Raw genomic sequence first — 20,660 nt, forward strand, 5'->3', positions numbered from 1 at the left:
TTTATGAGCTCTTTGCTAATTTAAGCCTATGTCTATTCTAACCAACTTAAAGAACGATACTAAAGCTGCTCACGTTAGGGTAGAAAAAGTAATGGTAAAAGAGCTTAAGGCTATAAATAGCCTTGAAGACTATGGTAAACTTTTGGAGCGCTTGTTTTTGTTCTACAACCCTTTGGAAAGCAAAGTACACCAATACATAGACCAAGCTATACTACCAGATATTGAAAAAAGAAAACACACCCAGTGGATTTTAAAAGACCTAAAAGCACTGAATTATACCGTAAACACGAGCACAGAAAGTAAAACACAACAAATAACTTCTACCGCTTACGCGGTTGGTGTTTTGTATGTTATGGAAGGGTCTACCATGGGCGGCCAAATTATTTCTAAAATGCTTAAAAAGCAGCTGGGCGCCAACACTAGCACCTATTATTTTGATTCGTATAGTGATGAAACCATGGATATGTGGCTTTCCTTTAAAAATAGTATTGCCCAATACGAAACCCATTTGGATAAAGAAGAGGTTTTTAAAGGAGCTAATGAAACCTTTTCTTCCTTAAAAGAATGGCTAGAGCTCACTTCTATTTTGGAAAATATAAGCGAATAATAGCCCCTTCATCCTTAACACCGTCTGCCCGTATAAAACCGTTGTGCTTAAGCATTATTTTTTTACAAAATGCGAGGCCTATCCCTGTACCTTCAAATTCTGATTTGGAATGTAATCTTGAGAAAATCTTGAAAATTTTATCCTTATGTTCTTGATCAAATCCAATACCATTGTCCTTAATTGCCACAACGTGGTATAAATCTGACTTTTCATCTGCTACATCTGTATATACCTGTATAACAACATCCCGTTCTGGAAATTTAAATTTTAAGGCATTGCTAATTATGTTGAGTACACATTGTTTAATTAAGAATGGGATACCAGATATAGTTGGTAAGTCTTTAGACACTTGCATGGTTGCCCCTTCTTCTTTTAAACTCTCTTTTATATCTTCTTCTATTTTCACCATTAGTGCATAGAAGTCTATATCTTCTAGTTCTTGAAGCTCTGCACTTGTTTTGTTGTAATCCAAGATATTCCTTACCAAATTCTGCATACGCTCCGCAGATTTGGCCATTCTGGTAATTCGCTTAACCACAATATCCGTTACTTGGTATTGCTCTGGGTTTTCTAACAAGGTAGAGGCCATCATCCGTATTTTACGCAAAGGCTCTTGTAGATCATGCGTGCTGATCCAACTAATGTTTTCAAGCTCCGTATTTACGGCTTTTAGATTTTCACTTAAAATTCGTTGTCGCTCTTTATCCTCATTGGTAAGTATAGACCTTACCAAGGACTGTAAAAACAATCTAAATTTTTGTGCAGCTTCTATTTCTGGGGTAAGCCAAGGCTTACTGGTATCTTTTACCCTTTCTTCAAAAGATTGAAATGACTTTCTAGGCGATAAACCATTTTTGTCTTTTTCTATGGCTTTACTTGGATCACCTGCCCAAGTAATTGTTTTAATGGTAGGCACCCTAAACCAGGCAATATAATTTACATTGTCTAACCTATAAAAAAGTACGCCAGGAAATTCTTGTAGCACGCCGTTTTCTAGCTGATGTAGCTGTGGCATGTTAGAGGATATAAAGGTATTTTGATTTTTTTCTTTAACCAATAAATCTATGTAGGACGCCAATTTGTTCTCTTCTGGAACATTGCCCTTAGTATAATACTCACTGCCTATAAAAGCCACCACACCATTACTATTGCATAAATTGTAGATGGCATCGTCATTGAACAATTCTTGTACCGAAGCCCTTACAAAAGGTAGTTCTTTTGCGGTGAGTTTATCTACACACTGGTTTGCCTGGTTGGAAATCTCATATTGTTCGTTTAAGATCCTAACATCTATTTGAGAGGTAATAAAGTGCCCATGTAACTTAACGGTATTACGCACTTCTTGGCTTAAAAACTTAGTACCGTAATGGTGGCAGGCTATTAATCCCCAAAGTTTTCCTTTATGTAACAAAGATACCGTTAAGGTGGCACCTACGCCCATATTGTTTAAATACTGTACGTGTATGGGAGAAACACTCCTAAGTACGGACAAACCTAAATCCAAAGTTTCCAAATTACTTTTATCATAGGTAAACAACTTTACGGGTTGGTAATTGACGTCTCCTATAATTCGCAATAAATTTTTGATATAGAGTGCCCTAGCTTGCGGCGGAATATCTGTATGTGGATAATGCAAACCCAAAAACGGCTCAAGATGTTCTTCTTTGACTTCGGCGTATACCTCGCCGTTGTATTCTTGGTCAAACTTATAAATCATTACGCGATCGTAACCGGTAATTTCTTTAATAGCCTGGGCCACGGAATTACATAAATCTTTTAAACTATTGGTGTCTTCTATATAGCTTAGAAGCTTTTTGCTAGCATTGTAAAGTTTGGCTTCTTCATTAGGATGGTTTTCGGTAGTCTCCCCTTCAACGATAATGGTATTATCAGATTTATGTATGGTAAACGCGAGTAGCTTTCCCGCACAGACCTCGTTAAAGGTTATTTTTTGCTCCCCGGTATCTTCTTGTATGTCCTTTAAATGGCTATCTAAAGAAAACTCAAAAACTGAATTGATGGGTTTGCCCAAAACCGCCGTATAGTCTATAGCTAGGAATTCGCTTATATTTTCGCTACAAACATTGATTATACTGGTATTAACGTCCACGGCAATTAAAAAACCATGCGGTTGTATTAGACCCGGTATATGAATAGCCTCGTCCTCACAGTTTTCTAGATTAACAATATCCCTGTTAACTATATCCCTAAATTCCATGTCTTAACCTACCAATTGGTTAAATAAAAAATTGTTGGGCGGAGCAGTTTCTTTTTTAAAATCTATACTAATTGCTTTTTGAATAATCTTTTTTAGATCATTAAAAGAATTGGGCTTAATGGCGTAATAATTGGCTCCTAGTTGCTGACTTTTAAAAATATTATCTTCATTAGAACTAGTAGAATACATAACCACCGGCACACTAGATAAAGTTTGGTTAGAACGTAGTTCACTTAAATAATCAAAGCCGCTTTTTACGGGCATGTTTATATCTAGAAATACAACCTTGCTATTTGATTGATCGTTTTCAATATGTTCAATAAAACCAGTTCCATTTTCAGAAATATGAAGCTGTATTTTAAAAGGTTGCTGTTCAGCAATAGCCATCACGGCCTCTTCAAATAATAAGGTATCGTCCTCATCGTCATCAAGATAGTAAACAGAATAAGAAATCATAATTGGTGGTGTTAACTTGGTTATAAACGATAAAGAGTACTTCTTAAAACTTTAAGCTATACAAACAATATTGTTTAATGTTTTTGTGAAAATACAAAACAAAATTTAATAAGGATGTCTTTTAATTAAGAATTCTTAATTCTTATCCCTATAGGTAAGTTTGCATCAAAGGTGAACTATTTGTGCCAAATATACTGTTAAACCTAGTGTTAATTTTACTAAAATGGCATAGATATAACGACACGTACACCTAGAACAAATGCTAGCTTTACCCTACTTTTTGATCATCTAAATAGTAAATGGCGCTGGTGCCGTAACCACCATTTTATCTTGTTTTATGGGATGCTTAAATTCTATTTGCTGCGCATGCAGGTACAAACGGTCTAATGGTGTACCATACAAATTATCACCAGCTATTGGGGCATGCAGCCCTAATTTGTGGGCACAATGCACCCTAAGTTGATGGGATCGCCCTGTTACCGGGTTCAGTTTAATAAGGGTTTGCGACTTTGTGGTTTTTAAAACCTCATAGTGGGTAAGTGCATGTTTACCATATAGGGCATCTACCTTTTGCATGGGCCGGTTATAAATATCCAAGATCAAAGGCAGTTCTATCTTGCCTTGGGTCACAGCAATTGCCCTGTCTAAAATAGCAACGTAGGTTTTATGTATGGTACGGTCTAAAAATTGCCTTTGCAACAACTTGTGGGCTTCTTTGGTCAATGCTACCAATAGAATACCAGAGGTATCTTGGTCTAATCTATGCACGGTAATTGGGCCAGTGGCATTGGGGTATAAAGATAAAATTCTAGTTTTGACCGAATCTTGTATGGTTTTACCCGGAACGGACAACATACCAGAGGGTTTATTAACCACCACAAGATGTTGGTCTTCAAAAAGTATTTCTAATTTCTTATTGGCTCCAAAATTCTCTAGTAACGGATTCGGTTTTACGGGCAACCCTTTTAACATATGGGCCAAAATGGGTTTACATTTACCTTTACAGGCAGGATAGTATGTACCATGTTCCCTAATTTCCGAGTCTGGTGCAGCACCCCACCAAAACTCAGCTAAAGCTACAGGCGTTAGCTTATGTTTAAAAGCATATTGAAACAGTTTGGGCGCGGCACATTCTCCCGCTCCTGCAGGTGGTATCTCTACCCCTGCTTCATGAAAAACCGTTTTTACATCCTTACTATTTCCTTCTGCATTTAAAAAAAGGTAAGACTTAAAAATAGCATCTTGCAAGGCTGCAGATTTATTTTTTCGCGCTGTTTTAAGTGTTTCTATTTGCTGCCGCAACACCTCTAACGCGGCTTCCGCTTTTTCTAATCGCAGGTTTTCTGAACGTACATAACGCCTAAGGTCCATACCCGCACCAGCCCCCTCTTTTGCCAAATTCGCCAATATAGTTTTTCGCGCTTCCTCAGAAAGTTCTTCTGCCTTTTTTCTTTGTTGGTCCCTTTTGGCCTTTGCTACTTTTGCAGCTGCTTTTGCTGCTTTAATATTTTGTGCTACGGAAGTTTTAGCTTGCTCCACCGCAAGCTTTGCCGCTTTAAATGCTATACTATTTTCTAAGGCTTTAATTTGTTTTCCAATAGCGTTTATGGCTAGCATTTCTGGAAAATCTTCTCCTTTAGGTAACTGATACACCGGTGGCACAAAGGGTACTTTTTCCATAACTGGTTGCAGTTCTCCAGAATAAGCGGACAGATAACCAAGGTTACCGTCTTGGGTTTTTACTACTAGAACCCCTAGCATACGCCCTTTAGGTTCTGTTTCTATTCCCGGTAATTTCTGTTGCAATTGATTTTGAAGATGAGCCGCCGCTTCTTTTGCCAGGGCGCAAGGTCTATAAAAATGTGGATAATCCAATTGCGCCGGAATTGGATGTTGATCCAAGGCAGGAAGTATTACTAATTTTGAGTTTTTTGTCAATGCCAACTATTTTCCCAGGTCTATCTATAATCCAATTAAACCGCAACAAATTTAGAGAACTCAAAACGTTTTAAATTGCTTTTGTTGAAATGAAAATTTGTATCGATTTAAAAGTGTGCCAATTGATCTCTTAAATAATGGTTTAGTTTGTCTTTAGGTATTTCCAAATAGGTTTCAATGGCCTTATAATAGTCCGCATCTGTTTTTACGGTTGCCATGATCTTTTTAAGCAAAGGGTATTTACCTGTTTCCCAAAACTTTCTGGCAATAAGCCCACCTAGGCTGTAGTGATAGGCAGTTTCTGAATCTAGGTTTTTAAGAGTAAGCAATTCACTCAAATCAATCTTAGGGTTCTGCGCTAGGAAATCATTGGTTTTTTTAAGGTGCCAATCCAAACTTTGACCTCTACTACCACCCAAAAAAGTAGCAATACCTTCTGAAACCCAAAAGTGCATCTCTGGAAAATGTTCTTCCAATTGCACATGAAACACCTCATGCGCATAGAATTCTCCTAAACCTCCGCAATACACCTTGTTTTCGGCAGCTTTACCACTTGGTCTATCCACGCCGCCCATACCCAGATAATAGTCGATTCCTTTTAAAACCTGAATCTCATCATAATTAGCAGCCATGTAATAATCAAACGGTTTGGGCTTAACCCCAAAATTTACGCAGAGGTTGTTTATAAAGACGTTTAGTTCACCTGCTTTTTCGTAATTGAATTCATGGTAGTCCGGGTAATAAAAATCTACTCTGCCCACAGTGGTACAATTCCAAGATTGCCTATTTAACGGTAGCCTATTAAACAGTCTGTATTTCCCTTTTACCTTTTTAGCCAAATAGTTTACGATGGCTAGCACATAAGGGGTACCATCGGCCTTACAATAGGAGAATTGTACTTTTATAAAAGCAACATCTTCCTTAAACGAGATACTTAAAACATGTGCAGGTAAACCCATGTAAAGTGAGGGTTCAAATTCTTCTTCTAAAAAATCGAAATTTTTGTACGTAGCCTGTTCTTCACTATTCCAATAAGGATTCTCTGCTTTTAGTTGCGGATTGGAACCGATGTAATTCTCAAAAAGCGCCATAATTTGTTGGGTGGGACCGTGTGATGCATCTACTAAATGATTGTAGGTAACTTTTTGACCAAATGTATTTAACCCAATAAACAGAAACAAGGTACTTATAAAGTGCTTTTTCGCCGTTAGATGAAAATCCATTTCTACTTAATAATTTGCTTTTACTGGTGGCTAAAGCTAGGAAATAAAGTTAATGCGTTCTATCGTGTTTTTTCAAAGAGTTAGGTACCAACCAAAAACCAAGAGCGTATACGCTAATCTCCCAACGTATTTAAATACAAAGCCAACACCAAACCAATTGCCGTGGCAAGGCCCGTCCAATATTGATCTTGTTTAAACGCCTTTGGAAACACTTCTAGGGCCAAAGAAGCCACAACAGCGCCTCCTGCAAAACACTTTAAGTAACTTAAATATTCTTTAGAAACATTGGCTAATGCATAGTGCCCCACCAAAGCAGCAGCCGCAAGGATTAAAGCTGTTGCCAGCCACAACAAAAAAACTTTGCTTTTTGAGTACTTGGCTACCATTTCTTTTGCTCCACCTGCAGCCTCTGGTAAATTAGATAATAATATGGAGCCAGATAATGCGGCTACAGATAGAGGGGTTGCTCCTATCAAGGCTACCCCAAGGGCTAAATTTTCAGGGATTCCGTCTAACGTTATGGCCGCCAATAAACCTGTACCACTAGGCGCACTCCATTTTTTCTTGATTAGGTAATCTAAGACGGTAAAAACAATAGCACCTAAAAAAACCACACTTAGTGCAATGGGTACCGAATAGTTTTTTACAGCGGTATGTATTAATTCTAACAAAGCGGATACCAGCAATGCCCCACCCGCCAAGGCAACCAAAAAACCTTCTAGGTTTTTGGAGAGCGTACCGTAGATTCCCCAAAGAGCACCAACGATTAGTGCTGCAGAGACCATGAGAATTACGATTACCGTCATTTTTACAATTTTTGAATCTAAAAAACAAAAATAAGGATGCCTCTAAAGGTCTTTACAGCTCTTTTACCAAAAAGGTTAACGCTAAACCATTTAATAACAGATAGGTAAACCCAACGCCAAAAAAGCTTTTTTTACCTCCGTTCTTTGTAGGCAGTAGTTATTTTTCTTTAAATAATTGAATTGTAAAGTCTAATAGTTCAATTCCACCATTCTTTCCGTGGCCAGGTATTACAACTTCAATTCCATCTATCTTGTTTTTTATTCTCTCAACAGTTGTAGACCATTGGTTTGTATTTGCATCTACAAGATTTCCTTTTCCAGAATTTAGAGCTTTTATTAGACACCCACCAAACAAAGCTTTTTCACTTGGAACGTAGCCTACAACATTGTCTTTAGTGTGCCCTTGCCCAAAAAATTGGGCGTAGGCAATTTTCTTTCCTACTACAAATGCTATTTTATCGTCAAAACTTTGCCTAGGTAATTCTTGACCGTCTTTTTTAGCAAGCTCAATCGTGAGTTTTGAAGCGTAGGACTCAATCTCATTCAAGTGAAATTCTTTGAGTCCTCCTAAACAATCAATATGAAAGTGCGTTACTACTACACCTTTGATTTTTCTTTTTCCAATCCAATCAATTAATTCAGACGATGCTTTATTATTTGTTGGCGTGTCAAAAACCAAAGCATCATTTCCGTTAAGATATACCATTCCATTACAAGAGACTTTTCCATAGCTGTCAGTTTCCAAGTAAGAAATATGTCTGTAAATGTGATTAGATAATTTTTGAATTTTCAGCGTTTCGGATTCATAGTTTTTAAGTGGCAGTTTGGTAGACTTACAACTAGTTAAAATCAAAATCGGTAATAGGTAGATGATGTTTTTCACGATTACTAACGGTGTAAAATTTAGATTTGTAGTTGTAAATATTCAGCGTACTAAAATAAATATGTAAGAAGTTAAAAAATAAGAATTTTCAACTCGCTTTACCATCTGCTATTCTTTATCTACGCTGTTAACAAAAGTTTTTGTCCATCCAATTCCGATTTGATATCCAGATTGCGCTTTATCACTTGTAAAAGGGAAAAAACTATAAAGACCTAAACTGTTAGAATTGTTAAGTCTATATTTTGGAGAAAAAGATAAACCATAATTAAAAAATATTTCTTTATTGGAAAAGCCTCTTTCAAATCCTACCCTTTCATTCACCAAAGTTCCTTTTGTAAGAGCGAAAGTAGCACCTATGGGAAGTTCAAAATGTAATTGTATTTTATTGAAATTTAATGCATATCCAATATTCATTGTAGGTATTAAACGCATATCAATGTCATTCTTTAAATAGGCATCGGGTTCAGACTCTCCTTTAAAGTCAAAATAAGCAACTAAAGAGAATGCCAAGGTAAAAGGGTGTTTTTTTTGTGATAATGGCATTATATATTTACTGTAGGCACCATAATACAGTGCTTCATCACCAGCTCCTAAAAGTCCTATTTCTAACGAATTGTTATTTGTGTTTTGAGCGTGTAACGAGCTGCTTCCAAATATTAGGCAAATAATTACAAGCAATCTAGTTACTGAATACATAATCTAATCCTTTTTTGAATATTTCTATGGCAGAACCACTATGACCACTACCTGTTATTAATTCGCTTTTATGTCTAAAATTTGGAAAGCCCCTGCTAGCTAAACGTTTATTCATTTCTTCAAAAGAAGCTAACATAACACCACCTTCTAAAGTGCCCATTCCATTGTAGAGGCTTACGTCTAAATCAGTATTTACATTGGCATACGCTTGTTCATATTCAAAAATAACCCCAGCGTCATACCAATATGATGTACCGCTGGCTATAAATTTATCAAAGGGATTTGACGTTCTTTCTTGTGCCATTACGTATTGTGTAAATAAGCCTCCAAATGAATGCCCAATAAGTGTTTTATTATTTGATGGATCTATATCATATCTAGATTGTAACTCTGGTATTAACTCATTTTTAATGAACTGATAAAAATTATTAGCACCTCCTGAACCATGTGCATAAGCAGTTGGGGTATAATCTCTGTTTCTTTTTTGGTTATTGCCAATAGCAATAAAGACAGAAGAAGCTATTTTTCCGTGTTGAATTTTTTCGGAAATTAATGTAGCAATTTCATTAAATCTGGTCTCACCATCTAAACCAATAATTAATTGATTGTTGGTGTTATTAGAATAATTGTATGGTAGGTAAACATAAATAGGATAACTGTCTTTTAGGATTGTGGATTCTATTACAAACTCTTGAATAGAACCGTTGATATCAGAAATATCATTGCTTTTAGAACAACCATAAAGAATAATGGGCAACAATAAATAATAAGATAGTTTCATAACTTTAAGTTTGTACAAAACTCTTAAAGTTTTAAAACCCAATACTTATTTTAAAATAAGTAATGACATTAATTTTTATTTTTCAAGTATTCTTTTTTTACCCGGCTGTAGGTTTCTGCCGTGATGCCTAGGTAGTTTGCAATTAATTTTTGCGGTACTTGCTCTAAAAATATTTTGGCCTTTGGTATTGTGGTCAAAAAAAGTTCATACTTTTTATAGGCGTTCTTATGTTGTAGCAACAAAGACCTTTTTTCTCGTTCTAAATGAACTTGTTCAAATAATTTTGTGTAGCTATATGAAAATGGATGACTTTGCAACAAAAGATGCTCAATATCTTCTTTTTCAAAATACAAGATTTCAGTATCCGTTAGCGCTTCTTGTACCTGATTAGAAGGTGAATTTTCCATATAGCTGGTAAAATTATTAAAACTCATGCCTTCCAATGCAAAATCAATTGTAAACAATTCACCTTCAATAGTTACATATTGATGAATAAAACCTTTTAAAACAAAACTAGTTTTAGTTTCTATTTGCCCAATATTGAGCAAATTTTCTCCTTTTTTTAATTTTTTCTTTTTTATTGCTTTGGCTAAAGGCCTAAAGTCGTTTTCACTAAGCGGATAAACTTGATTGAAGAAATTAAATAAGATAGTTTCTTCAGCAGAAAAAAAATCTCTCACAACAGGGTAATATTTGATGGCGGTTTTAAATATGAATGCACTGCGAGCAACTAATTTAATATTAAATAACAGGCTATAACTTAGTACGGGGATTTTTCGAAAGATAAATCAGAAGAAATGTATTATACCCGTGTACCTCAAAATTATTTCCAAGTATTGGTAGTATAATTCTCTAATCCTAATCTTATATCACCATTGTCATAAAATTGATACGTAATTCGTGTTCCGTAGTAACCTCCTGAAGTATTTTTATTTCTCTCCCTAAACCTTTTTATTTCCTTTGCCTTTGTATATGGCCTTAAGTCTATTGTTTTTGTAAACTTTAAAGAATCAATAGCGGTCCATTTTTTACATCCGCTATTTATTTGGAATAATTTTGATGTTTTTAATTCTTTTTGGTACTGCTCTATGGTCTCAATTATATTTAGCCCTTTACCGGCAACAGAAGCTAAAGTAGCAATCTTGCCTTTGCCTTTTTTAATGAAAAAATCAGCTTTTTCTTCACTAGCCTCTATAATATCTCCCTTTTCATGAGGGCTGTAATTTTTCAAGAAAATTAACTTTACAATTTTACTATCTCTGGAAAAGCTACAGTCAGATAAATCCATAAACTGATACTCAAAAGTTATAAAATTAGGAAGTTTGGATTGGGGAATCTGTAAAGATGACCGCAAAGAAGTAGTATTATCATATGCTCCAGGAATCGAAGACGTAACGTATACACTATCCTTAATTTTTTGTTCAGGAACTTCTGGAGTGTTATGTTGAATTATTTTAGTAACTAAAACCCCATAACCATTTTCCGAAACAGATATCATGTGAGAATCGAATTTACTGGGTTTGGAACAGGAAATAATCAAAATACCGATTATAAAGACCATAACTTTAGCAATTCTTCGATTCTTTTTCATTTTTAATGTAGTGTTAAGCGTTATTAGAATAAATAGATTGTTTTTCCATTTGGGGATACAATTTTAATTTCCTTCTCCTTTCGTTTTTGTAAGGTAACTTTAACTCCTTTATGATAAAATGTTTCAATTTCTTCTGTATATCTTTTTTGATTTTGCTTTTCGCAATTTTCATATCCCGTTTTCAAAATTATTTTACCCGTTAAAAGATTAAAGTCTAAATAATCCCAGTAATCACACGTTTTAAAATTTGAATGGGTATAACCTATCAATTCAAATTGATTATTTTGAAATTTATATTTGTCGGTATAAACCCATTTCCAGTTAGTACCACCATAAAAATGAATACTTAAAACATTATTTTTTATTTCAATTTCTTCAAGCGTATCACTTATTACTTCCCCTCCAGTGCTTTTACGGGTCACATTATTTGTTTTAATCCACTTAATCCACTTGCCATTTTTGTTTCTAAAAATCCATAGTTCCCTTAAGTTTCCATATTTAGTAGAATCCTTTATTTCATAAACAGCTACTTTCTCACCAATTCCATCACCATCTAAATCACCAATTTTTTCAATAATAATGTTAAATTCATTTTGAATAGAATTCTGTTGTCCAAAGGAGCTAAGCATTGAAAGAAACAGTAGCAGGTAGATTAAATAGTTCATTTTTTTATCGTTAGTTGCGCACTTTATGAATAGTTTGATATCTAGCCCTTGCAAATACAGTTGCTGATGGTTTTATACTTTCAAATTAACAAATTGCAGCTATAAATTATAGCTTATTGCGTGTTTAGTTTTTTTCGGTTGTAATAGTAGATAATTCCAACAATTAAAATTAGCTGGACTATAATTGACAAATATGAACCTTCAAATCCAAAGGCTCCCCCGTTAAATAAATTTGCTTCTCTTATTTGATGTTCTACAATCGAATAAGAATTTTGTCCGCTTACATTAAATCCTAAAAGTGATTGAAAAAGATTCCAACTGAAGTGTAGGGCAATTGGAAACCATAAGTTCTTTGTGAAGATATATGTTGCACCTAAAAGCATCCCGGCCAAGAACAATCCCATTAATGAAAATGAACTAATATTAGGATTGAAACCATGCATAAGTAAAAACAGACAAGAGGAAAGAATTAGGGCAATATATTTATCAAATGAAATCATCAGATTTCTTAAGATATAGCCCCTGAAAAGAACTTCTTCAACAAGGGCTACTATTAAAAAATGCAAGATAATTAAAGTTAAATCCGTAAAATTAAATAACACTCTTTCGAATTGAATTTCGCCCCAAAAATAAAGCAATAGATATCCCGCTCCCATAATAAGCGCACCTAAGATAATTCCTATCAAGATATCCTTTATTCTGTTTTTTATATGGAATCCGAGTTGTATAAATTTCTGTTTTTCAACATATTCCATAAAAATCCATATTACAAGGAATGTACCAAGTAAATTGAACCAGCTTATAATTAATTTTTGAAAAGCAGTCTTTTCTGGATAATCTTGAGATAAATCTATACCAGCAATTAGGATTCCAATAAATTGAAATAGGCCTACGATGAAAAAGTAGGGGAGAACAATTAAAAGAACTCGATACCAGCCAATATTTTTAGACGTTTTATCTTTCATATGGAAATAAACACTACGCTTTAGTTATGATTTTGTTGTGGATTTTAACAAAGTGAACATTACACCCGAAATTTTACCGTTGCCTTAAGTCAAAGGTTTGCGGGTTAGTAAATACACCCAAGATGAATTATAGCCAATGTTCTACTTAGTTTTTCTTAAAGTATAGAGTCTTTTGATTTCCGTTTTTGTCAACAATATATTTTTCGATGTATTCTTGGTCAAAAAGAATCTCATAGTTTTCAGGTTTATTCATTAAAACTCTAACTTTAAAAACTTTTCCAATATTATTCTCTCCCTCAAGAATTTCTGTTGTTTCGCCTAAATGCTTTTGTTCCTCGTACATAAACCAAAACTTGTACTTAAAAATAGGAGGAACTCTGAATCCACTTACAATTCGTTTCTTTTCATATATTTTACCGTAAGTTTCAACGGAATTTTGTTTTAATTCAATTTTCTGATTAATAAAATAAAGAAGAAATATTGATAAAATAAAAACTCCTAACTTCCAGCTATTTTTTTGGTAATAATTCCAAGTTTTAGAAATCATATTTTGTTTCAATAATTCTCTTTTTCAAATTAATGGCAACAATTAGCTATCCATCTTATAACGCATAGCTGTTTGGCATAAAACTACGCAATTTTAAGCTAAACAACACAGCTCGAAAACCATACAATTACCCACTACTATTATCTAAAAAACCCGATACACGTACCGGGTTTTTCATTGCAATATTTAAGTAGGTTTAGATATTTTGGTGTACTATCATAGACTTTCTATAATTGCTTCTAATTGGTCTATCCCCAACGGTTTTACAATATAATTGCTTACCATCTCGTAGGTTTTGGCTTTTTCTATATCGGCAGGGTTTATAGAAGAACTCACTATGTATATGGTTACTTTATCCGTATTAATATTGGGTATGGTTACAAACCCATCTAAAAAGCCCCAACCATCTTTTATGGGCATATTTAAATCTAAAAAAATTACAGCAGGCAATTCTTCACCTTCCTTTAAACGTTTAGCTAATCCATTTAAGGCTTCTTCCCCATTTTCAAACACCAATACCTCTTGTGAAAAATTGGCCCTATCCATCAGTATTTTTAACCCAAATTGGTGTATAGGGTCATCATCTATGATGCAGCTGGTTTTAAATTTTGATATACTCATACCTGGTGTTTTTTAAACTTAACAGAAAAGGTAGACCCTTGGTTTACACTGCTGGTAGCAACAATTTTACCGCCAATTGCCTCTACTTGGTTTTTGGTTATGAACAAGCCAATACCCTTGGCATCTTTATGCTTATGAAAGGTTTTGTACATGCCAAATAAATTTCTGCCGTTAGCCTCCATGTCTATACCCAAACCATTATCTTCTACTTCTAACAATACGGCATCATTTAGTTCTTGTACACGTATGGCAATTTTGGCGGGTATTGCGGTATTCCTATACTTTATGGCGTTAGAGATTAAATTAAGAACTATACTTTCTACATAAATAAGTTTGCCAGAAATGTTGGGCGTACCTTGATAATCCAACGTAACGGCAACTTTATTTTCTGCTATTAACGCACTAATTCCTTTTAGGGTGTTAGAAATGGTCTTTTTTAAATCTACCTTTTCCAAATGTTGTTCGCCACCAATTTTTATTTGCACCACATCGTTTAAATGGTCTATGGTTTCATTTAAACTAGAAGACGCCTTTTCTAAATGCAGCATGGCCTCTTCCCGTTGTGATGCAGATAGCTTGTTATTGTTGACCAAGCCACAAACCAAAGCCAAATTACTGGCGTGCGACCTTAAATTATGGGAAACAATGTAGGCAAAGTTGAGCAAGCTTTCGTTCTGGTTGGTAGTAATATCTAAAAGCTTTTTTAACTTGTTTTCGTTCTTGATGCGTTCGTTTAGCCCAATTACCTGAGAAATAAATTGCTGTATAGTACCCTCTTGGTCTCTAACGGCCGTAACAGTTAATAAGGCATATACTATTTGTCCTTTTTTATCAAAATACCTTTTTTCTAGCTGATAGGTGTCCCTTTTACCGTTTATCACCTCATTTAAAAGCGCTAAATCTTTTTCTAGATCCTCTTGGTGGGTAATTTCTTGAAAGGTTAATTTTTTTAATTCTTCTTTGTTGTACCCCCATAAAGCACACAAGCTCTCGTTTGCTTCTAAAAACTGTCCAGAAGGAGAAACCAATGCCATACCCACTTTAGAGTTTTTAATGGAATCTGCAAAAGCGTTTTTGCTTCGCTCCAGTTCCAACTCGGTCTGTTTACGTGCGTCTATGTCTTGAAAAGTACCTACCAAACGTATACAGCTACCGTTTACCATCTCTGGTTCTCCTATGGCACGCACCCATTTTTCTTTCCCATTTTCCGTAACAATAATCAACTCGGTATCCCAAGAAGTGCCGGAAGCTATGGCCCTACTCACAAGATTTGTAATATGTTCCCTGCTCCAGCCGGCTTTGTAAAAGAAAATAGCCTTTTCTAAGTCTGGTTTAAAATCTAACGGTACTTCATGAATTGTTTTGACCATGTCTGACCAAAAAATAGTGTTGGATTTTAAATCCATTCGCCAGGACCCAATCTTGGCAACCTCTTGGGTCTTGTACAAAAGGTCTTCTTCTAGTTTTTTATCGGTTACATCTTCTAAAGTGATGAACAGGTAATTATTGACCTCATGCCCACCTAAAGTGCTTATTTTCCATTGATACCAAACCGAATTACCACAACTGGTTACAATACGTTTGGTATCTGACCTAGAACTTATTCCTTCTAAACAGTAGCTTACATCTATTTGAAATTCTTCTGGTAACTCTGGTAAACACTCAAAGAATTTTTTACCCTTAAACGTCTTTTTTAGTTTAAATTGTTGCTGCCACTGTTTGCTAATTTCTATGTAGGTATACTCCTTATCTATAATGGCAAAGGGTGTATCCAACTGGTGGAAGGGGGAAAAGTCCACAGTCATAATTTAATTTGTTGGTGTTGTTTCCTACAAGAAACTAAAAAAATCCATAAATAGTATGTTTTTTTAGACGAAATGTAGCATAAAAGTGTAAGATTTATACTATTAAACCATGTTGAAACCATAAACTCCCATGTTCTTAGTGTATTAGCCCTTTTTACGAACTTGGAGGGGTTGCATCATTTTCTTTGATTCTTCTGTAAATAACTAAAATTGACAACTTTTTAAGTCAACCAATTTCAGGACGAAGCAGATTGGCACAAGAAAACTAAAAAGACCTTTTCTTTTATCTAGGACCCAAAACTGAAAGTAATACTGCCATTTTGTAATTACCGCCACTAGATTTTAGTATTAATACAAGATTTAAATACTAAAGTTTTTAGGCTAACTATTGAATGAAATGAATTAAGCAATACGCTTAGCCTATTGTAATTTTAGAATTATAATAATTAAAAAATAAAAGCTATGTCAGCACCATGGAAAGATAAAGCAAAAGGAAATTGGAATATTGCTAAAGGAAAAATTAAACAAGAATGGGGAGAACTTACAGATGACGATCTAGATTACCAAGAAGGTAAAGAAGACGAACTTGTAGGCCGTATTCAAAAGAAAACAGGTGAAAGCAAAGAAAAAGTAAACGACTTTTTAAACAGTTTAAAATATTAAACTGCGTTGAATCTTACTTTGAATCCCGCATTACGCGGGATTTTTTATTGCCAAACTTTTATGGCTTCTTCTGCCATTAACTGAATCATATTAAACTCTTGGTGGCGTTTTTTAACATCCATCTGATAATAGACATCTGAGTATACGTAACCATATTCTTTGGCATCTGCGGCCGAAGCTCCAAAATATATTGCTTTAAAATTGGCCCAATAACACGCCCCCAAACACATTAAACAGGGTTCGCAACTTGTATATAAAGTGCATTGGTTTAAGTTTTCCTTCCCAATTTTTTTAGAAGCTAACTGAATTGCGTAAAGTTCTGCATGTTGTGTAATATCTCCTTCTTTCTTTACACCATTATGCACGGCCACTAAAATTTTATCTTCTTTTACAATAACGGCCCCAAAGGCTCCACCATTTGGATCTTCTTTTCCTTTTTTTGCCAAATCAATGGCCAATTGCATGTAGTACTCGTGCTTCTTATCCATGGTCTTTTTACGTCTAAAATAGTCGGTTTTGCCAACTAACTTTATCCCTATACGCAATTAAAAGGCTTGTATTGAATTAGCTGTCTTGGTTTCTATTTTCCTCAATGGGTTTTTCTGTTTCAGACTCCACATGTATAAAAGGGCTCTTCATCAAATACAAAAAAGATTGTTTTTTTTCGGATTCGAACTCCTTTAGACCATACCTAATATCAGCTACAGGTATTAACTTATAGGTTCCAAAAATTCTGTCCCAAATAATAAAAATATCCGCAAAATTAGAATCGGTGTAATACTGCTCTTGGTGATGGTGCACCCTATGATGATCTGGCATCACAAAAATTAAGCCTAAACTATTGTTTAGCCAACTAGGATAATTTAGGTTGGAATGCTCTAAGAAAAAGAACACATAAAGAAACAAATAATACACGGCCATTGCCATAACATCTGTTCCAAAAATTAATGCGGTAAGTATATTACCGGTCTGATAAATTAAAATAAGTTCTAAAGGATGAAACCGAAACGTTGTGGAAGAATCCATGGTAGTATCACTATGGTGTACCCTGTGCAAACGCCACAATACCGGTACTTTATGGGATGCCCTATGTATCCAATAAGTAGTTAAATCATAAAGCACAACGCTCAAAAACAATTTAGCCCAAAATGGTATTTCTACCAAGTATAGCAAACCAATCTTATGGGCATTGAGCCATTCTATACAGTATACTTGTAATGCAACAAAAAAGAGGTTTAGTACCGTTAATACAAGTTGAAAGAGTATATTTTGTGCTAAATGCATGCCTCGGCTTTTAAAAACAAATGGCGTTTTAGCAATCTGTTCCAGCGTAAAAAAAAGCGCCAATAGACCTATTATTAAGTAGTTGGGATTTATGTTTAGTACGGCATCTAAAATTTCCATGGGTTAGCATTTTAGTGGTAACACCCATTTTTAAAATAAGTGTACGTTCTAAACTAAGGATTAACAACAAGGCACGTACCTAGAACTATACAAATGGTAAGCATTTGATTGTCAATAACAAAATAAGAACCAAATTGTATATTAAATACCAATAAATTCGTTTTTCACTATAAGTCCTAATTAAAATATCTTTTAACTGCGAATGCACATTTATTTTTAAGTACCAGATGGCTTGTTTAAACCTACACCAAGTTTATATTTATTGCTTGTTAGCTTTTAAAGGAATTTCATAAAACGAAGGAGCTCCCAATTTATAAATCGCAATCTGGTCTAATACAATACCCGTTTGGTTAACCGCAATTTGAAGTTGGTGTGTTCCTGCCTTATTTAATTGAACTGGTAATTTTACAATAGCAGCATTGCGCAACACATTCTCTTTCCAAACTTTACTCCTACCTTTGGTATTTACGGAAAACCAGGTTTTAGAATTATTGTTTACCGCTAATCCAACTTTATGGTCAAAATTATTGGAATGTGTGGGTAGCACCCTAAGTTGTACTTCATAATCTCCAGGTTCCTTTACTTGAAATTCATAATTTAACCATGGATTATTTTCATCAAAAGTTTTGGCCCTAAGTGGAAACAAGGTAACAGCCGCATTGCTATAACCCAATCCATTTACTGTTTTCCATTGAAACTCTTTTGTTCCGTTACTAGTTTCAAAATCACTTGCACTTATCGCAATTTTGTTCGCTTCAATAACTAGACTATCCGTTTGTTCATCATTTTTTTGCAGCAAATCTGCTGTAGGCGCATGAAAAACAGGTAAATTTCGCGGTTTCATAGACATCATATGGTTCCACTTACCATCCTTTAATGCCGTATTGTAATGTGTAGTTAGCGCTTCAATTTGCGCAAACGCAAGTTCAGCTTGCTTAACGTATTCTACTTTTACAGCTTTTTCATTTGTCTTTGCAGCTAAATTCAAACATAAAAATTTATGATTCATGTAAGCAGCACCTTTTACGGGATATACTACCAATTGAAACCATGCCGCCAAGCGTTCTTTGGGTATCTGCTTGGTTAGTTGGTCTACCATTTTAATTTGCTTGTTGTAAGCCTCCATTCTTCTGCGCATTTCCGTAACCGTAAAGTCCGAAACGTTGTTTTGGGTGGTAGGTTCGGTTTGGCCCCAACCCATGTATTCTGGTTTCCGTAAAAACGCCAATCGGTAATATTCGTTCATTAATTTTGAAATATCGTTGGCCAATTCAGCACCAAACTCCCGTGCAGCCCATTCTTTTAGGTGGTTGGGTATTGTATTCTGGTCTAGAATATTTATATCCCATGCCAAATCCAAGAAAAACTCCGTGTTGTATTCTGCAGGTTTAATATCTCCAACATTTGCTATCCATATCCTTTTTGCGCCATTGGCATACGCCTTGGTCATTTCATACCAAATAAGACCCGGTTGGGCAGTACTAAGCCAAAGGTAATCATGTGGTCTACCCCAATAACTTAGATGATAATATACACCACTACCACCTGGACGCTGTTGATCTTTTTCAGTACTTAATCGCCTAACGTAACCGTAATTATCATCTGTCCACATAAGGGTTACATCTTCCGGAATATCCATACCTGCATCATACAGCTCCAATACCTCTTTGTAGGGAATAAAAACCTGTGGTATATTTTTTATAGGTTTTTCAAAAGTGCTTGCAAGCATGGTTCGTTGGTTATCTACTATATCTTGTAACAATGTTATGCCTTCCTCTCTATCTTTTATGCCTTGCATGCCGCTGTCATGGATGCCCCGCATACCCAAGGTAAAAATGGCTTGGTTATCTCCTTGCTTCAATTGATCCAATCTAGACTGCCAATATGCATTTATATCTTGTTTATTGGTGGTATAATTATATTTACTATGGTCTTGCTTCCATTCAGATACGTTATTTCTAAGCATGGGTTCTGCATGCGATGTACCAATGACCATATGGTATTTTTGTGCCATTTCTTTGTTGCCATCTACCGTAAAAAAGCCTTGGGTACATGGGTGCATTGCCGGCCATATGGTATTGGCTTTTAAGCGCAATAAAAGTTGAAAAATTCTTTCATAGGTTCTTGGGCCAATATCTCCAGTTTCTGGTTCAAAAGTTTTGGCTGCCCAAGGTTGTAAACCCCAATCTTCATCGTTTAAAAAAATTCCCCGATAAGCAACGGATGGATGCTCTGTAACGCCATCTAGAGGTAAATTTAAACCAAGACTCTCTTGTTTAATTGGTTCAACATCTGCCCACCATTTGAATGGAGAAATCCCCAGACGTTCTGCCACTTCAAAAACCCCATAAACAGTTCCACGTACATCGCTACCAATTATATACAAGCTATTTTTATGATTTTTGAGCGAAAAGGCTTCCTTTTCCTCGTGTAGTGAAAATTTAAAATCCGTTGGCAAATTCAAATGGTCCTTAAACGTTCCAATGTAAATACCACTACTATTATTACTGCTAGTAAACTTTACTTCTGGTTTTGTACCCGTGAGGCCTTCAATATCCGTGGCCAATTCCTCTGCTGCCCATTTTATTAAATCAGTGGTATTTTCATCTATATAGATAGGCACCACTTTATTACCATCGTAAATCTTGAAACCAGTTTCGTTATCACTGGAGCAAGCGTACACACCGGTTAAAAAAAGTATTAGCAAAAAAGCATTAAATAATTTGTTACACATATCTAATTTTAATTCTAGCCGCAATAATTTTCTAATAATTAATTGTCCCATAAATTG

Annotated in this window: 20 protein-coding genes; 2 read left to right on the forward strand and 18 right to left on the reverse strand. The window is 35.1% G+C overall.

The window, feature by feature from the left end; all coding sequences use genetic code 11:
• The first annotated feature begins 28 nt into the window (after positions 1–28).
• Positions 29–607 carry a biliverdin-producing heme oxygenase gene (locus BUL40_RS13700; RefSeq protein WP_080319711.1) on the forward strand — a complete coding sequence of 193 codons (579 nt, stop codon included), beginning with the start codon at positions 29–31 and terminating at the stop codon, positions 605–607.
• On the opposite strand, the gene BUL40_RS13705 is transcribed toward BUL40_RS13700, so the two are convergent.
• From BUL40_RS13705 to BUL40_RS13775, 15 genes are all read right to left on the reverse strand, one after another.
• Positions 582–2,825, reverse strand: a complete 2,244-nt coding sequence (locus BUL40_RS13705) for an ATP-binding protein (RefSeq protein WP_080319712.1) — start codon at positions 2,823–2,825, stop codon at positions 582–584. The genes BUL40_RS13700 and BUL40_RS13705 overlap by 26 nt on opposite strands.
• 3 nt (positions 2,826–2,828) lie before the next feature.
• Entirely contained in the window at positions 2,829–3,281 is a 453-nt protein-coding gene (locus BUL40_RS13710; RefSeq protein ID WP_010516959.1) for a response regulator, read from the reverse strand.
• Between the two features lie 288 nt (positions 3,282–3,569).
• Entirely contained in the window at positions 3,570–5,225 is a 1,656-nt protein-coding gene (locus BUL40_RS13715) for an RluA family pseudouridine synthase (RefSeq protein ID WP_141239677.1), read from the reverse strand.
• Positions 5,226–5,326: 101 nt separating this feature from the next.
• Positions 5,327–6,442 carry a hypothetical protein gene (locus tag BUL40_RS13720; protein WP_080319714.1) on the reverse strand — a complete coding sequence of 372 codons (1,116 nt, stop codon included), beginning with the start codon at positions 6,440–6,442 and terminating at the stop codon, positions 5,327–5,329.
• A 113-nt stretch (positions 6,443–6,555) separates the two neighbouring features.
• Entirely contained in the window at positions 6,556–7,248 is a 693-nt protein-coding gene (locus tag BUL40_RS13725; protein WP_080319715.1) for a ZIP family metal transporter, read from the reverse strand.
• Positions 7,249–7,405: 157 nt separating this feature from the next.
• Positions 7,406–8,131, reverse strand: coding sequence for a subclass B1 metallo-beta-lactamase (gene bla, locus BUL40_RS13730; RefSeq protein WP_080319716.1), 726 nt, complete (start codon positions 8,129–8,131; stop codon positions 7,406–7,408).
• A gap of 108 nt (positions 8,132–8,239) precedes the next feature.
• Positions 8,240–8,827 carry a hypothetical protein gene (locus tag BUL40_RS13735; RefSeq protein WP_080319717.1) on the reverse strand — a complete coding sequence of 196 codons (588 nt, stop codon included), beginning with the start codon at positions 8,825–8,827 and terminating at the stop codon, positions 8,240–8,242.
• On the reverse strand, positions 8,811–9,608 hold the full coding sequence (locus BUL40_RS13740; protein ID WP_176465490.1) for an alpha/beta hydrolase: 798 nt from the start codon (positions 9,606–9,608) through the stop codon (positions 8,811–8,813). The genes BUL40_RS13735 and BUL40_RS13740 overlap by 17 nt, the downstream gene beginning before the upstream one ends.
• A 68-nt stretch (positions 9,609–9,676) precedes the next feature.
• A complete protein-coding gene (locus BUL40_RS13745; RefSeq protein WP_010516970.1) occupies positions 9,677–10,288 on the reverse strand; it encodes a Crp/Fnr family transcriptional regulator in 612 nt (203 codons plus the stop codon).
• Positions 10,289–10,431: 143 nt separating this feature from the next.
• On the reverse strand, positions 10,432–11,199 hold the full coding sequence (locus tag BUL40_RS13750) for a hypothetical protein (protein WP_141239678.1): 768 nt from the start codon (positions 11,197–11,199) through the stop codon (positions 10,432–10,434).
• A 23-nt stretch (positions 11,200–11,222) separates the two neighbouring features.
• Positions 11,223–11,864 (reverse strand): hypothetical protein, encoded by a 642-nt coding sequence (locus tag BUL40_RS13755; protein ID WP_141239679.1) that lies wholly within the window; start codon positions 11,862–11,864, stop codon positions 11,223–11,225.
• Between the two features lie 113 nt (positions 11,865–11,977).
• A complete protein-coding gene (locus BUL40_RS13760) occupies positions 11,978–12,829 on the reverse strand; it encodes a CPBP family intramembrane glutamic endopeptidase (protein WP_080319721.1) in 852 nt (283 codons plus the stop codon).
• Between the two features lie 145 nt (positions 12,830–12,974).
• The gene (locus tag BUL40_RS13765) at positions 12,975–13,376 is read right to left on the reverse strand and encodes a hypothetical protein (protein ID WP_080319722.1); all 402 of its coding nucleotides are present in this window, start codon (positions 13,374–13,376) and stop codon (positions 12,975–12,977) included.
• 216 nt (positions 13,377–13,592) lie between these two features.
• The gene (locus BUL40_RS13770; RefSeq protein ID WP_080319723.1) at positions 13,593–13,997 is read right to left on the reverse strand and encodes a response regulator; all 405 of its coding nucleotides are present in this window, start codon (positions 13,995–13,997) and stop codon (positions 13,593–13,595) included.
• Positions 13,994–15,802, reverse strand: coding sequence for a PAS domain-containing sensor histidine kinase (locus BUL40_RS13775; RefSeq protein WP_080319724.1), 1,809 nt, complete (start codon positions 15,800–15,802; stop codon positions 13,994–13,996). The genes BUL40_RS13770 and BUL40_RS13775 overlap by 4 nt, the downstream gene beginning before the upstream one ends.
• A gap of 462 nt (positions 15,803–16,264) precedes the next feature.
• On the opposite strand from BUL40_RS13775, the gene BUL40_RS13780 reads away from it, so the two are divergent.
• Complete coding sequence (locus BUL40_RS13780) at positions 16,265–16,465, forward strand: CsbD family protein (protein ID WP_010516986.1); 201 nt, start codon at positions 16,265–16,267, stop codon at positions 16,463–16,465.
• A 44-nt stretch (positions 16,466–16,509) separates the two neighbouring features.
• On the opposite strand, the gene BUL40_RS13785 is transcribed toward BUL40_RS13780, so the two are convergent.
• From BUL40_RS13785 to BUL40_RS13795, 3 genes are all read right to left on the reverse strand, one after another.
• On the reverse strand, positions 16,510–16,953 hold the full coding sequence (locus tag BUL40_RS13785; RefSeq protein ID WP_080319725.1) for a nucleoside deaminase: 444 nt from the start codon (positions 16,951–16,953) through the stop codon (positions 16,510–16,512).
• 76 nt (positions 16,954–17,029) lie between these two features.
• Positions 17,030–17,869 (reverse strand): sterol desaturase family protein, encoded by an 840-nt coding sequence (locus BUL40_RS13790; protein WP_080319726.1) that lies wholly within the window; start codon positions 17,867–17,869, stop codon positions 17,030–17,032.
• A 259-nt stretch (positions 17,870–18,128) separates the two neighbouring features.
• Positions 18,129–20,603 carry a glycosyl hydrolase 115 family protein gene (locus BUL40_RS13795; protein ID WP_244901879.1) on the reverse strand — a complete coding sequence of 825 codons (2,475 nt, stop codon included), beginning with the start codon at positions 20,601–20,603 and terminating at the stop codon, positions 18,129–18,131.
• Positions 20,604–20,660: the final 57 nt, after the last annotated feature.

The organism is Croceivirga radicis, assembly GCF_002072105.2.
Taxonomy (GTDB): domain Bacteria; phylum Bacteroidota; class Bacteroidia; order Flavobacteriales; family Flavobacteriaceae; genus Croceivirga; species Croceivirga radicis.

Excerpts from the sequence above, each read along its gene's own strand:
- BUL40_RS13740 (WP_176465490.1), bottom strand. The coding sequence starts at position 9,608 with ATGAAACTATCTTATTATTTATTGTTGCCCATTATTCTTTATGGTTGT.
- BUL40_RS13760 (WP_080319721.1), bottom strand. The coding sequence starts at position 12,829 with ATGAAAGATAAAACGTCTAAAAATATTGGCTGGTATCGAGTTCTTTTA.
- BUL40_RS13775 (WP_080319724.1), bottom strand. The coding sequence starts at position 15,802 with ATGACTGTGGACTTTTCCCCCTTCCACCAGTTGGATACACCCTTTGCC.
- BUL40_RS13755 (WP_141239679.1), bottom strand. The coding sequence starts at position 11,864 with ATGAACTATTTAATCTACCTGCTACTGTTTCTTTCAATGCTTAGCTCC.
- BUL40_RS13770 (WP_080319723.1), bottom strand. The coding sequence starts at position 13,997 with ATGAGTATATCAAAATTTAAAACCAGCTGCATCATAGATGATGACCCT.
- BUL40_RS13765 (WP_080319722.1), bottom strand. The coding sequence starts at position 13,376 with ATGATTTCTAAAACTTGGAATTATTACCAAAAAAATAGCTGGAAGTTA.
- BUL40_RS13785 (WP_080319725.1), bottom strand. The coding sequence starts at position 16,953 with ATGGATAAGAAGCACGAGTACTACATGCAATTGGCCATTGATTTGGCA.
- BUL40_RS13780 (WP_010516986.1), top strand. The coding sequence starts at position 16,265 with ATGTCAGCACCATGGAAAGATAAAGCAAAAGGAAATTGGAATATTGCT.
- BUL40_RS13790 (WP_080319726.1), bottom strand. The coding sequence starts at position 17,869 with ATGGAAATTTTAGATGCCGTACTAAACATAAATCCCAACTACTTAATA.
- BUL40_RS13725 (WP_080319715.1), bottom strand. The coding sequence starts at position 7,248 with ATGACGGTAATCGTAATTCTCATGGTCTCTGCAGCACTAATCGTTGGT.
- BUL40_RS13705 (WP_080319712.1), bottom strand. The coding sequence starts at position 2,825 with ATGGAATTTAGGGATATAGTTAACAGGGATATTGTTAATCTAGAAAAC.
- BUL40_RS13710 (WP_010516959.1), bottom strand. The coding sequence starts at position 3,281 with ATGATTTCTTATTCTGTTTACTATCTTGATGACGATGAGGACGATACC.
- BUL40_RS13700 (WP_080319711.1), top strand. The coding sequence starts at position 29 with ATGTCTATTCTAACCAACTTAAAGAACGATACTAAAGCTGCTCACGTT.
- BUL40_RS13750 (WP_141239678.1), bottom strand. The coding sequence starts at position 11,199 with ATGAAAAAGAATCGAAGAATTGCTAAAGTTATGGTCTTTATAATCGGT.
- BUL40_RS13795 (WP_244901879.1), bottom strand. The coding sequence starts at position 20,603 with ATGTGTAACAAATTATTTAATGCTTTTTTGCTAATACTTTTTTTAACC.
- BUL40_RS13720 (WP_080319714.1), bottom strand. The coding sequence starts at position 6,442 with ATGGATTTTCATCTAACGGCGAAAAAGCACTTTATAAGTACCTTGTTT.
- BUL40_RS13735 (WP_080319717.1), bottom strand. The coding sequence starts at position 8,827 with ATGTATTCAGTAACTAGATTGCTTGTAATTATTTGCCTAATATTTGGA.